Consider the following 12,235-nt stretch of genomic DNA (forward strand, 5'->3'; position numbering starts at 1 on the left):
GTTGCTCACCGCGGTCCGTTGTCGGCGGCCAGATCGTTTTCGATCAGGGCGACGGCCTCGCCGATACGGTCGAGCCCGGTCGGCACTTCGAGGCGGCAGACGCCGATCTGGCTGGCGAGGGCTGCGCACTGGCGAAGATGCGTCGTGGCAAAATCGCCGACCAGGGCCGGGCGGCCGAACCGCGTCACATAGGAGAATTTGATGATAGCCGGCAGGGCGCCCCTGTTCGGCAGCGGCGTAATCGCTGCCTTTTCGCCGCGCTCGAGGATGTAGATCCGCGTTGCCGGCACCATCTCGCTTGAAAATCCGCCACGCAGGCGATGCTGCACCTTGTCGATCGCCGCATGCACCTGCGGGCGTATCTCTGCTTGCCGGATGGGAAACGCGGCGGCGGCATCCGCGGCGAGCTTCAACTGCGGAAAGCCCGGAACGATCATCGGCTGTTCGGTGAGATCGAGTGCTACGACATCGTCGGTCAGCAAGCGATGTCCGGCGCCGATCATAGCGCTTGCCGTCGTCGATTTGCCGGCGCCTTTGTCGCCCATGAAAACAGCGCTCTTGCCGCCGACGGCAATAGCGCTGGCATGCAGGATGAGCAGGCCGCGCTGGTGCAGGAGCAGCGCCATGACCGGGCCGAGCAGCGGAAACGCCAGCAGCGTATCGTCGACATCAGGCGCCGGCTCGACCTCGATGCGGCAGGCATCGGTGATCAGGAAGGCGCCGACGGTCTGCCATGCCAGATATTGCTGCCGCCGCTCGAAGCGGAAAGCAGTTCCGGTCTGGGGCGAAGGTTTTGGCGAGTCGATTGGGCCGACCGTGATTAGGACGTCGGCAGGAGCTGGTGCGCTCGGCTCCAGCTCGGGCAGCTCGATCTGCGAAGCGATCGTCAGGCCATAAGCCTTGTAGAAATGTCGCGCGCGAGCCTTGGGATGACCGGCCTCGCGGTTCGGATCGGTGGTGAGTGGCATGTTGACCGGCATCATGCGTGGCTCTCGCGCAGTTGCACCTGCCTTAGCCACAGCGACAGCGCGATCGAGCGCCAGACATACTGGACATCGGGCAAGGTGGCTTCGTCCGGTTGCCGCGAGATGCGGCCGTAGGCGGCGGTCACTTCGGGCAGGTTGACGTAAGGGGCAATCAGCGCCGCATCCGCCACCAGCACCTTGTCGAGGAGATCGCGGTGATTGCCGAGCATGCCTTTGACCAAATTGGAGGTGAAATCGATCTTGTCGCGCCGCCACTGCACCGCCGGCGGCAGAATTCCTTCCATGGCGCGCCGCAGCACCGAACGGCCAAAGCCCTGGTTGAGTTTCTCCGCACCGGGCAGCGCCAGGCAGAACTCGACCAGCGGCTTGTCCCAGAAGGGGTAGCGCGGCTCGACGCCGAAATTCGCCGCGGCCTTGTCGAGAACCTCGAAGGCGTGCGGCACCATCCCGTTCGACAGCAGCCAGCGATGGGTCAAGGTCTCACTGGCGCTGACCGCGGGCGGCATGTAGCCGGCCCGGCGAAACCGCTCGACGAGGTCCGTCCGCATCGCCAGATCCGGATTGATCAGGCCGCGCCAGCTTGTCGCTGGCCGCCCCGTGGGACGGCGTCGCAATTTGCTCAGCGCGCGGTTGGCGAACCGTTTGACTTTGGCGATGCGCCAGGCCGGCCCGTAAAGGGTGAGGAATTGATAATAGAGGCCGAGCATGCTGTCGCCATAAGTGTTGGAAGCGCTGCGCAGCTCGCGCCAAAGCTCCATCCATTTGCCGGCATCGGCGAGTTCGTGCAGATGGCCGTGGCCCTGCGAAACCACCTCGTCGCCGCCATGGCCGTCCAGCAGCACCTTCATGCCCTTGGCGCCGGCGGTTCTGTAGATGTCGCGTGTCAGCGACAGGCCAGGCGCCAGGAACGTTTCTTCCTGCTCTTCCAGGATGCGCTCGAACTCGGCGAAGGGCGCATAGTTGCCGACGGAAATCAGGGTCCCGTCGACCTTCTGCTGTGCCAGCACCGCCTCGATGAAAGGCCGCTCGTCCATCGGCGAACCCTTTTCGAACACCAGCGAGAAGGTCGGCAGCCTCGGCTTTCGCTGCGCCGCATTCTGCAGGCCGGCCACGCAAGCGATCGAGGAGGAATCGAGCCCTCCGCTCAGCATCGCGCCGACCGCCGGCGTGCCGCGCATGCGGTTGCGCACCGATTGCGAAAACAGATGGCGGAATTCCTCGGCCGCGTCCGCCCGCATCGGCCTTGGTGATGGCTCGATCTGCCAGTAGCGGCGCAACACTACCTGATTGCCGGTCACGGTCAGGCTGTGGCGCGCCGGCAGGCGGAAAATGTCGGCGTAGGCTGTTGACTGCGGATCGTCGGGCAGCCCAGCGAGAAATCCGGAAATCTGGTGTTCGCGGATGCGCATGTCGACGCCGCCGACATCGAGGATCGGCCCGATCTCCGAGGCAAAGACGAAGCACCGGTCGCTCGAATGGTAGTAGAAGGGTTTGACGCCGAAATGGTCGCGCACGCAAAACAGCTGCCGGCGCTCGCCATCCCAGAGGGCGAAGGCGAAGTCGCCCTGCAGATGTTCGGGGCAGGCTTCGCCCCAGCGCAGATAGGCGCGCATCAACAGCACGGCGTCAGCGACCGAACTGTCCCTGATGCCGAGCCTGGCCAGCAATTCGTCGCGATTGTCCAGCCGGCAGTCGGCGGTGATCGCGAGCTTGCCGCCGGCCATCGTCAGCGGGCCGGGGCCGGCTTCATCGGTGGTGTTGAGCCAGGCGTGGCCAAGAACGACGCTTGCGTCCATCCACCACGAACTGCCGTCAGGCGCGCGATGCTGCATGCGGGCAAGCATGCGCTGGATGTCAGCCGCAGCGGCCGGCTTGCCTTCCTGCCTGAGCAGAATTCCGGCGACGCCGCTCATCGGTCACTGGCCGTGATCGACGAGATGGGTAAACCTGCCAAGCGAGCCGCCAAGAACGATGTGGTCGCCGCTCACCAGCCAGGCATGCGCCTTCAACTCAGTGCCGGTATCGCGCTCGATGCCGATGCGGATCTTCGAAGCGTTGCCCTGGCGGGCAAGCAAATACTGGCCGGAAAGCGCCTGGGTGAGGCAGCTTGCGCCCGGCACCAGCCGCGCCGCGGCCGCGACGCCCCAGGCGACGCGCCTTAGATCGCCGATGCCGGCCGGCTCGCTAGCGTCGAGCCGCGTCACTATGCTGCGAACTCTGTTGTAGGAAAGCAGCGTCAGCCCCAGTCTCACCGCTGCAACCACCGCAAGGCAGTGGGCGAGGAAGAGCATCTCCGGCCCGCTCAGCGAGAAAACTCTAGACAAGTTCCTCATCATGGAGCCTCGCAAGCCCGGCGTCCGCCAGGCCTTTCAACAATCCGTCGACATCGGCTTTGCAGCGTTCGGGCTCGACATTGTAGCGTTCGAGCACGGCGCTGCGGATTTCCACAATCGGCTTCGGCTCCTGGATCAGTTCCCAAATGTAGGCCCCGACGCTGTTCAGGCTGTAATAGATGTTGGACCGCATATCGAGCAGCGCCAGGCCGTTGCCGAATTCGCAGGCAACCGCATCCTTGCTCGCGCTCACCCGATCATGCTCCGAGGGGTTCCAGTCCATCCTAAACCTCGCTCATACGGCACTGCTCACTACACCAACGCTTCGGCAATTCCGGACAAGGCACAAGAGCCGGGGCCTGAGCCCCGACTCTCCTTAGTGCGCTCTGTTTTCAGAGTCCGGACTTTGTCACCCCAACGAGAAGAGTCTCAGGAGAAGGTGAGTTCGCCGACCGGCGTATGTGCCGGAAACGAGGCGTCGAGTGCCGTGGTACCGCTACCGCCTTGCGTGATGGTCTCGATCGAGCCGTGGACCGTCAGGCTTGGGGTTTCGTACTCATGCTTTTCAACATTCTGTTCCATTTTACTCTCCAATACGGACTGGAAGCGGCCTGTCGATTGCCGGCAGCGATCTATTGCTGCACCGCAATAGCTGCATGGCAGCATTTATGAGTCAAGTCTGATTTACCTGCCGTTAATCAATTCTCGGTTGCGGCTGCCGTCAATGGTGATCAAAACGCTTGCATCTGCACTTTAGCCGCGCATTCCAGGTGAATTCAACAATGTATCCGTGGCCATTAATTAAGCATATGATTTAATTATACTAAATTTTCCACTTGGAATGCCCCGCGTTTTAGGCTCGAGCGAAGTCGCACGGAAGTTGCTGCAGGCGTGCCGTCGGCGGATCCGATTCCGGTGGCGCCTGTGCTGCGTTGCACAATTGTGCCGCTAAACGCTATGGTTGTGGTAAAACTGGTCCCGAAGGAAAAACTGGACGCGGCAGCTGAATTTGACGATGCTTTGCTTCGCACTTGCAATATAACGCCCCTCACAAATTTTTTGCGGAGATGCTGCAGCATATGGCCTTGCAGGAAGGGACCTTCGAGAGGTTGCGCGCCGCCGGCTGCGCCGACGAAGTGGCCTATGTGCAGGCGTGCCTGCGGCTGTTCTTCAACCCGGAGGCGAGCGCCAGCGCAGCACCTGCACCGGCCATCTCCGTTGCCGATGTCTGCGACATCGCGCGGCTGAACAAGGTCGCGACCTTTGTACTGAAGGCGCTGTCGCGCCCACCCGTGGGCGAGACCCCGCCTGGGCTGCTCGAGTGGCTCGACACCTACCGCCGGCGCACGATCGCGATGAACTCGTCCGGCATCATGGATTCGATGGCCATCGACAAGGCGCTGCGCGACAGCAAGATCGATTTCGTCTTCCTGAAGGGACCGTTCCAGCAGCAACTGCTCTATGGCGACCATTTCATGAAGCCGTCCGGCGATGTCGACATATTGGTGTCGCCAGCCGGCTTCTTCAAAGCCCGCGATGCGCTGCGCTCGATCGGCTACGAGGTCGCCGGCAAGTCCCGCTCCGTCTGGTGGGTGCGGTTTTTGGGCGAACAGCATATGGTTCGCAGCCAGGGTCCGAAATTGTCCACCGTCGATCTCCACTACCGGCTGCAGCAGCCGGGATCGCCAAGCCCACGCGACACGGACGGCTTTCTGCGCCGCAAGCGCGCACTTGCGATCGCCGGCTCCAGCGTACCTTTCATCTCGGCTTCCGACACCTTGCTCTTGTCCTGCATCAGCGTCGCCAAGGCGCTGTTCAACCGCGAGCCATGCGCGGGCTATGTCTGCGACATCAGGGCCGCGGCCAGCCGCCTGAGCGAGGCCGAGCAGCAGAATGTGCTCGACTACGCGGCCGAGCAGGGGCTGGCCGACACGCTGCTCCTGGGCTTGCGCGCCGCCGACGTGCTGCTTGGCGGCGCCGGCACGCTGCTCTCGGATCGGGCCACCAGGATCCTGTCACGCATCGGCAATGAAGACCTGTTCCACATGGTTATCGCGCCGTGGCTGTCGTCGCTGAGATGGCCGCAGCGGCGCACCGTTTTGTGGGAACTATGCGGCCGCGAACCTGTCCGCTATTTGACCGAAGCCGGCTGGGCCGCGTCCGCCGACCTCAGCCGGCGGATCTTTGAGCGACCGGAAGGCCGGTGATGATGAGGGTCGTCAGACAGCAGGCAGAGAAAGTTCCGTCCCGATTCGCTGGCGATGGATCACGGGAGGATGGATCGGGATCCGGCGCCGCGCGCCGGAAGGGCGAGGGGCCTCGCAACAATTTATGCAATCGAAAGGCCACCCTATGTCCATGACAGTACCCCAGGTCTGCGTGATCATCGCGGCCCGCAACGCGGCCCGGACTATTCCGGCGGCCATTGCGTCTGCGCTGCGCGAGCCGGAGGTGGCGGAAGTCGTCGTCGTCGACGATGCCTCCACCGACGACACCGCAAAAGTCGCCACTGCCGCCGATGATGGCAGCGGCCGGCTGTCGGTCATCCGCCTCGACGTCAATCGCGGACCGTCCTTTGCCCGCAATGCCGCCATTGCCGGCTCGAAATCGCCCTTTCTCAGCATTCTCGACGCCGACGACTTCTTCCTCGAGGGCCGGTTCCGCCAGCTGTTTGCCAGCACTGACTGGGATTTTGCCGCCGACAACATCATGCTGATCCGCGACGATACGGCGACCGATGTTTCCAAGATCGTCGCCCCGGCCTTTTCGGCGGATCCGGAGTTCCTCGACTTCGAGCGTTTCATCGAAGGCAACATCTCCAGCCGGCGCGTCCAGCGCGGCGAGCTCGGCTTTCTCAAGCCGGTGATATCAAGGGCTTTCCTCGACAGGCATGAGCTGCGCTACGATGAAAACCTTCGTCTGGGCGAAGATTACGAACTCTATGCCCGTGCCTTTGCCCTCGGCGCGCGGTTCAAGGTCATCCGGTCCTGCGGCTACGGCGCGATCGTGCGCGCCGATTCGCTGAGCGGCCGGCACAAGACGCAGGATCTGAAGCGTCTGGCCGATGCCGATCTTGCGCTTCTCAGGATCGACAGCCTGCCGGAAGGCTCCAAGGCCGTGCTGCGCAAGCACGAGCGGCACGTGCGCGACAAATACCGGCTGCGCAATTTCCTCGATGTGAAGGCCGAGCGCGGCATGGCGTCGGCTGCCGCCTATGCGCTGGCCAGCCAGTCGAACCTCATTCCCATCGTTCGCGGCGTGGCCTCGGACAAGCTCGATGCGTTGTTTCGTCACGTCGGTCTATCACCGAGACAGCAGCCAGTGCCGCCCTTGCGGTACTTGATGGCGGGGACCAGCACGGCCCCGAACAAGTAGGCCTCTCCAGTGCGCGGCAACGAGCACGGAAGCTGAAAAAATTGCCTTTCTGAAACTCGGAGGTTGCCTCCGCGTCCCGACGATGGCACTGTATGTTGCGGTGCAGCAATTTTGGAAGGCCAACCGGATGGCTTCAATTTTCGGCTTCAGGTCCAGGGACCCGGCCCGGGACAAGCAGACCGATCTGGCGCGTTTCGACCGTCTGGCAAAGTTGCTGGATCAGATCACGGCCGAGATCGCGGCTGAGAAAACCGGGCTGGAGAATCGCTATCGTTCGAAGTCCACCAACGCGGCCTTCCTGGTCGAGTCGATGGAGAATGGCTCGGCGTCGGCAAGCAGGATGTCTGAGGTCGGCGAGTTGACGAAATCGATCCTGAACTGCGAACAGCGCATCGCCGAATTGGTGCGCCAGACCAGCCGGATGAAGGAACTGCGTCATTCACTCGACGCGATTGTCAACGAGAATGCCCTGGGTCCTGATTCTCAGGCCGAATACGTCAAATCCGCAGGCCGCTCCGGCTGAAGCCGGTCATACGAGGCACAAACGAGAAAGTTCGAGGGGACGGAGGATCGGGATCGGCCCGTTGGGATGTGGGCCAGTCGGTGACTTTGGGTTGGGGCGGAACAGCACAAAGGTGAATTGATATGAACGTAGATCCGAAGACGACCCCTATCGTGGCAGTCGATGCCATGATTTCGGCGCAGCCAAATTGGCCGTTGCGTCTTCTGTCCGTTGGTGCGCTTCTGCTGGCGGCAGCCGCAGCTCTGTTCGGCGCCGCGCAGCCCTCCCGTGCCCAGGACGCCTCGCCGGAGATGAAAAGCGCACCGTCCTTCGTCGACGATTTCAAGAGTTTCGATCGATCGCGCTGGTTTGTCTCCGACGGCTGGTCGAACGGCAACCACCAGAACTGCACCTGGTCGAAAAGCCTGGTCAAACTTTCCGACGACATGCTGACGCTCGGCTTCGAAAAGCGCAAATTGAAGGATCGCGAGTTCGCCTGCGCCGAGATCCAGACCAAGCAGCGCTTTGGCTACGGAACCTATGAAGCGCGGATGAAGACGGACACCGGTTCCGGCCTCAACGCCGCGTTCTTCACCTATATCGGCCCCGCCGACAAACAGCCCTGGTACGAGATCGACTTCGAGGTCCTGACCAAGGACACCTCCAAGGTGCAGGTCAACAGCTACATCGCCGGCAAACCCAAGAACGAGAAGCTGGCCGAGGTCGAAGGTGGCACCGACAAGGGCTTCAACGACTATGCCTTCATCTGGGAAAAGGACCGGCTGCGCTGGTACGTCAACGGCAAGCTGGTCCAGGAAGTGACCAATCCCGAGCAACTGCCGACCCATTCGCAGAAGATATTCTTCAGCCTGTGGGGCAGCGACACGCTGACCAACTGGATGGGCGCTTTTTCGGATCCCGGCCGCCGGGTGTCGATGCAGGTGCAACGCGTCGCCTTCACCGCGCTCGGCCAGCCGTGCCAGTTTCCGGAATCGCTGGCATGTAGTGTAAGCAGCATAAAGTAGATCTGAACCGGCTCGGCCGTATCAGGCCAAAGGGCATGAACAGGAATTAACCCGAATGAATTTGACGGTCTTTGGAATTGGCTATGTCGGTCTCGTGCAGGCCGCGGTGTTGGCGGAAGTCGGGCACCAGGTGGTGTGCGTCGATGTCGACGAAAAGAAAGTCGAACGGCTCAACCAGGGCTTCGTGCCGATTTTCGAGCCCGGACTGGAGGCCCTGGTCAAGGAGAACCACGCCGCCGGCCGCATCAAATTCACCACCGATGCCGTCGCCGCCGTCAAGCATGGCGAAATCCAGATGATCGCGGTCGGCACGCCACCCGGCGAGGACGGGTCGGCCGACCTCAAATATGTGCTGGCGGTGGCCGAGACCATCGGCCGCGAGATGGACAGCCCCAAGATCGTGGTCGGCAAGTCGACAGTGCCGGTCGGGACCTGCGAGAAGGTCAAGGCCAAAATCGCCGAGACGCTGAAGGCGCGCGGCCGCCAGGATCTGGCTTTCGACGTCGCCTCCAATCCGGAATTCCTCAAGGAAGGCTCCGCCGTCTCCGACTGCATGAAGCCCGACCGCATCATCGTCGGTACCAACAGCGAGGACACCGAGGCGGTGATGCGCGAGCTTTATGCGCCGTTCAACCGCAACCACGAGAAGATGATCGTGATGGACGTGCGCAGCGCCGAATTCACGAAGTACGCCGCCAATTGCATGCTGGCGACCAAGATCTCCTTCATGAACGAGATGGCCAATCTGGCCGAGCAGCTCGGCGCCGACATCGAGGAGGTGCGCAAGGGCATCGGCTCGGACCCGCGCATTGGCTACCACTTCATCTATCCTGGCCTCGGCTATGGCGGCTCGTGCTTCCCCAAGGATGTCCGCGCGCTGATCAAGACCGCCGAAGGCGTCAAGTTCGACGCCAAGCTGCTGCGCGCCGTCGAGGAGCGCAACAACGAGCAGAAATCCGTTCTGTTCGACAAGGTCCACCGCTATTTCAAGGGTAGCCTCAAAGGCAAGACCTTCGCGCTCTGGGGCCTCGCCTTCAAGCCCAACACCGACGACATGCGCGAGGCGCCGGCACGCGTCCTGATGGAAGCGCTGTGGAAGGCCGGCGCCAAGGTGCAAGCCTATGATCCCGAGGCGATGCAGGAATGCCAGGCCATCTACGGCCTGCGCGACGATCTTCTGTTGTGCGGCACCAAGGAGGCGGCACTGCGCGGCGCCGACGCGCTTTTGATCGCCACCGAGTGGAAGAGTTTCCGCGCCCCGTCCTTCGACGCGGTCAAGGATGCGCTGACCACGCCGGTCATCTTCGACGGCCGCAACCTCTACGATCCCAAGGTCATCGCCCGCCACGGCATCGAGTATTTCTCGATCGGCAGGATGGCCGCGTGAGGGCAGGGCGGCACAACGAGGAGCCAGGTTCATGAAAGTTCTGTTTGCAGGCGGCACCGGCTACACGCCGCAATTCAGCGGCGGCGTTCAGTCGAGCACCCACCACCTGGTCGAGCAATTGCGTGAGAACGGTCACGAGGCATCCGTGCTGGCAGCGCTGTTCGGCGACGGCATGTTCGGCTTCAGGGCGCGCGCCAAGATGAAGCTCCTTCGTCAGCGCGCGGTCATCGACAATTTCCCGGGCTATCCGGTGGTGCGGGCGTGGTTTCCCTGGGAGGCGGCCGGCTTCGCCGTCGAAAAGTTGAGGCCGGATGTCGCGGTCGTGCAGTGCCACAATTCGGTTCCGATCGGCAAGGCGCTGCAGGCCAAAGGCGTGCCTGTCGTCGTCTACCTCAGGAACGTCGAATTCCACGAACTGGCCGGTGATCTGCGCGAACTGCATTCAGCGCTCTATATTGCCAATTCCGAGTTCACGGCGCGTACCTACAAGGCAAAATTCGATATCGATTCGACGGTCATTCCGCCGACCATCAATCCCGCGTTCTACAGCACACCGACGACCGGTGAATTTGTCACCCTCATCAATCCCTATGAGGAAAAAGGCTTCGATCTTGCGGTGCGCATTGCCGCCGCCTGTCCCGAGATCCCGTTCCTGTTCGTCGAAAGCTGGAAGCTCGACGACGATCATCGAGCCCGGATCGAAGCAACAATCTCTCCCCTCCGAAACGTCAAGCTGGAAGGCCGCACCAGCGACATGAAGACGGTCTACGGCCGCACGAAAATCCTGCTTGCGCCCAGCAAATGGGAAGAGGCCTGGGGCCGGGTGGCGTCGGAAGCGCATTGCAGCGGCATTCCTGTGGTCGGCTCGCGGCGCGGCGGGCTGCCGGAAGCGATCGGCTCCGGTGGCGTGGTGCTGGACTACGATGCCCCGCTCGCCGACTGGGTCGCAGCGGTCAGACGGCTGTGGAGCGATGAGGCCGAGTACAAGCGGCTGTCAGCGGCAGCACGTCAGTTTTCGGAGCGGCCGCAAATGAACCCGGACCGTCAGTTTGCCACGTTCATGGGCGTGCTCGACAGCGCAAGGCGTCTCGGCCTGGAGCGCGCAGCCTAACGCGTCGCGCTGGAATTCATCTGACACGCTGCGGCGCCGGGCGATGGCAGTCGCGCAAGGCTCCATGAGCCAGTTCCAGGTGTCGCGTGCCGATGCTTCCTGATCACTTTTGATTGCTGCAGTGCAATATTTTTGTGGCACCGCAACAATCAACGTGTATTCTGCCTGTCTACATTAGGGCTTGTGCGATATGGACCGCTTGGGGGTCCGGGCAAGCCCCAACCTTATGGGCGGGTCATGCGCGTGGGCTTTGTTGTCGGCGAATTCCCCCTCCTTTCGGAAACCTTCGTCGCAGACCAGATGGCTGGGCTGCTGGCGCGGGGCTTCGACGTGGAGGTCATATGCGACAGGACGAAAGGTGACGACCGAATCGACCGGCAGAGCGAGCCGATGGCGACGCTGGTCGCCAGAACTCAACATTGGTGGCGATGGGCCGCTGGACTTAGCGAATTCGTACGGCGGCTGCCGCCGCGCCTGCGATACAAGGCTTCGACCGCTCTTGATGCTGTTTTTGCACGCCGCCTGAACCGCTGTGACGTGATTGTCGCTCACTTCGGACAGAACGGCGAGAGAGCAGCCGCGCTGAAGAAATGGAAGGTTCTCAAACCACCGGTCATAACCATCTTTCACGGCGCGGACGTGGCGATCCCGGCGCGGCAGGCAGTGCTCTCGACGCAATACGCTGGACTGATCAAGCATGGGACCCTGAACCTGCCCGTCAACGATTACTTCCGCACGATGTTGCTGGAGGCCGGCCTGTCCCAGTCGAGCACGACGGTTCATCATATGGGAATTGATTCCCTCGAAATCGGCTATCGCTGGGAATCGTGGGAAGGCACCCAATTGGTCGTGACGACGGTTTGCCGCCTGGTCGAAAAGAAAGGCGTCGAGTTCGCCTTGCGCGCCCTGGCTTCCCTCAAGGCCTCCCATCCTGAGATAGACTGGCGCTACGACATTATCGGCGATGGCCCACTGCGGATGGATCTGGAGAAGCTGGCGCTGGAACTGGGCTTGACCGGGCGCGTAACATTCCTCGGCAGTCTCCCTCACGCGGAGGTGAAACAGCGGCTTCGCAAGGCGCATCTCTTCTTGCTGCCGAGTATCACCGCCAGTGATGGCGACATGGAAGGCATTCCGGTCGCGCTCATGGAAGCGATGGCCGCCGGGTTGATTGCAGTGAGCACGTATCATTCCGGAATCCCGGAGCTCATCGAGGATCGTGAGACAGGGTTGCTTGCGCCCGAGCGAGACGTTTCACTGCTTGCCGGCAAGCTTGCCTGGGCCGCGGAGCATCCGGCGGAATGCGAGCGTATCGCGCTTGCCGCACGCCGCAAGGTCGAGGAGGACTTCAACGCAGATGCACTGAACGAACGTTTTGCGCAGATCGTTATCCAACTGGCCGCGCAAGGCTTTGCACCTGAACCTGCCAGGCATGTCGGTGTTGCCGAGGGCTGGGCGGATCCTTCGTCTGCCGGCTGACACCGCCCTTGAGCGATTGATCGGCAGAGACGCCAAA

Annotated in this window: 12 protein-coding genes; 7 read left to right on the forward strand and 5 right to left on the reverse strand. The window is 62.2% G+C overall.

All coding sequences use genetic code 11. The features are described 5' to 3' along the window. Nucleotides 1–5: 5 nt before the first annotated feature. From AC1DXM_RS13385 to AC1DXM_RS13405, 5 genes are all read right to left on the reverse strand, one after another. A complete protein-coding gene (locus AC1DXM_RS13385) occupies nt 6–983 on the reverse strand; it encodes a phosphoenolpyruvate carboxykinase (ATP) (protein WP_477233478.1) in 978 nt (325 codons plus the stop codon). Further along, a complete protein-coding gene (locus AC1DXM_RS13390) occupies nt 980–2,899 on the reverse strand; it encodes a lasso peptide isopeptide bond-forming cyclase (protein WP_477233479.1) in 1,920 nt (639 codons plus the stop codon). The genes AC1DXM_RS13385 and AC1DXM_RS13390 overlap by 4 nt, the downstream gene beginning before the upstream one ends. A gap of 3 nt (nt 2,900–2,902) precedes the next feature. Continuing rightward, nucleotides 2,903–3,322 (reverse strand): lasso peptide biosynthesis B2 protein, encoded by a 420-nt coding sequence (locus AC1DXM_RS13395; protein WP_477233480.1) that lies wholly within the window; start codon nt 3,320–3,322, stop codon nt 2,903–2,905. Further along, nucleotides 3,303–3,572, reverse strand: a complete 270-nt coding sequence (locus AC1DXM_RS13400; RefSeq protein ID WP_352582279.1) for a PqqD family protein — start codon at nt 3,570–3,572, stop codon at nt 3,303–3,305. The genes AC1DXM_RS13395 and AC1DXM_RS13400 overlap by 20 nt, the downstream gene beginning before the upstream one ends. A gap of 176 nt (nt 3,573–3,748) precedes the next feature. Further along, the gene (locus AC1DXM_RS13405; protein ID WP_023684233.1) at nt 3,749–3,901 is read right to left on the reverse strand and encodes a lasso RiPP family leader peptide-containing protein; all 153 of its coding nucleotides are present in this window, start codon (nt 3,899–3,901) and stop codon (nt 3,749–3,751) included. 497 nt (nt 3,902–4,398) lie between these two features. Here AC1DXM_RS13405 and AC1DXM_RS13410 point away from each other — a divergent pair, with 497 nt between their 5' ends. The 7 genes from AC1DXM_RS13410 (at nt 4,399) to AC1DXM_RS13440 (ending at nt 12,198) form a co-directional block, all read left to right on the forward strand. Next, on the forward strand, nt 4,399–5,526 hold the full coding sequence (locus AC1DXM_RS13410) for a nucleotidyltransferase family protein (protein ID WP_477233481.1): 1,128 nt from the start codon (nt 4,399–4,401) through the stop codon (nt 5,524–5,526). A gap of 145 nt (nt 5,527–5,671) precedes the next feature. Beyond that, entirely contained in the window at nt 5,672–6,694 is a 1,023-nt protein-coding gene (locus AC1DXM_RS13415; RefSeq protein WP_477233482.1) for a glycosyltransferase family 2 protein, read from the forward strand. Between the two features lie 127 nt (nt 6,695–6,821). Beyond that, nucleotides 6,822–7,217, forward strand: coding sequence for a hypothetical protein (locus AC1DXM_RS13420; protein WP_477233736.1), 396 nt, complete (start codon nt 6,822–6,824; stop codon nt 7,215–7,217). Between the two features lie 122 nt (nt 7,218–7,339). Next, complete coding sequence (gene exoK, locus AC1DXM_RS13425) at nt 7,340–8,221, forward strand: endo-1,3-1,4-beta-glycanase ExoK (RefSeq protein WP_477233483.1); 882 nt, start codon at nt 7,340–7,342, stop codon at nt 8,219–8,221. Nucleotides 8,222–8,276: 55 nt separating this feature from the next. After that, the gene (locus AC1DXM_RS13430; protein WP_477233484.1) at nt 8,277–9,608 is read left to right on the forward strand and encodes a UDP-glucose dehydrogenase family protein; all 1,332 of its coding nucleotides are present in this window, start codon (nt 8,277–8,279) and stop codon (nt 9,606–9,608) included. Between the two features lie 31 nt (nt 9,609–9,639). Then, complete coding sequence (locus AC1DXM_RS13435; RefSeq protein WP_352582270.1) at nt 9,640–10,719, forward strand: glycosyltransferase; 1,080 nt, start codon at nt 9,640–9,642, stop codon at nt 10,717–10,719. A 237-nt stretch (nt 10,720–10,956) separates the two neighbouring features. Beyond that, entirely contained in the window at nt 10,957–12,198 is a 1,242-nt protein-coding gene (locus tag AC1DXM_RS13440) for a glycosyltransferase (RefSeq protein ID WP_477233485.1), read from the forward strand. The last annotated feature ends 37 nt before the right edge of the window (nt 12,199–12,235 follow it).

It is taken from the genome of Mesorhizobium sp. P3_A2, from assembly GCF_056403115.1.

Bases quoted from the DNA above. Each gene is read 5' to 3' on its own strand.
- AC1DXM_RS13385 (WP_477233478.1), bottom strand. From the start codon at position 983: ATGATGCCGGTCAACATGCCACTCACCACCGATCCGAACCGCGAGGCC.
- AC1DXM_RS13390 (WP_477233479.1), bottom strand. From the start codon at position 2,899: ATGAGCGGCGTCGCCGGAATTCTGCTCAGGCAGGAAGGCAAGCCGGCC.
- AC1DXM_RS13395 (WP_477233480.1), bottom strand. From the start codon at position 3,322: ATGATGAGGAACTTGTCTAGAGTTTTCTCGCTGAGCGGGCCGGAGATG.
- AC1DXM_RS13405 (WP_023684233.1), bottom strand. From the start codon at position 3,901: ATGGAACAGAATGTTGAAAAGCATGAGTACGAAACCCCAAGCCTGACG.
- AC1DXM_RS13410 (WP_477233481.1), top strand. From the start codon at position 4,399: ATGGCCTTGCAGGAAGGGACCTTCGAGAGGTTGCGCGCCGCCGGCTGC.
- AC1DXM_RS13415 (WP_477233482.1), top strand. From the start codon at position 5,672: ATGTCCATGACAGTACCCCAGGTCTGCGTGATCATCGCGGCCCGCAAC.
- AC1DXM_RS13420 (WP_477233736.1), top strand. From the start codon at position 6,822: ATGGCTTCAATTTTCGGCTTCAGGTCCAGGGACCCGGCCCGGGACAAG.
- exoK (WP_477233483.1), top strand. From the start codon at position 7,340: ATGAACGTAGATCCGAAGACGACCCCTATCGTGGCAGTCGATGCCATG.
- AC1DXM_RS13430 (WP_477233484.1), top strand. From the start codon at position 8,277: ATGAATTTGACGGTCTTTGGAATTGGCTATGTCGGTCTCGTGCAGGCC.
- AC1DXM_RS13435 (WP_352582270.1), top strand. From the start codon at position 9,640: ATGAAAGTTCTGTTTGCAGGCGGCACCGGCTACACGCCGCAATTCAGC.
- AC1DXM_RS13440 (WP_477233485.1), top strand. From the start codon at position 10,957: ATGCGCGTGGGCTTTGTTGTCGGCGAATTCCCCCTCCTTTCGGAAACC.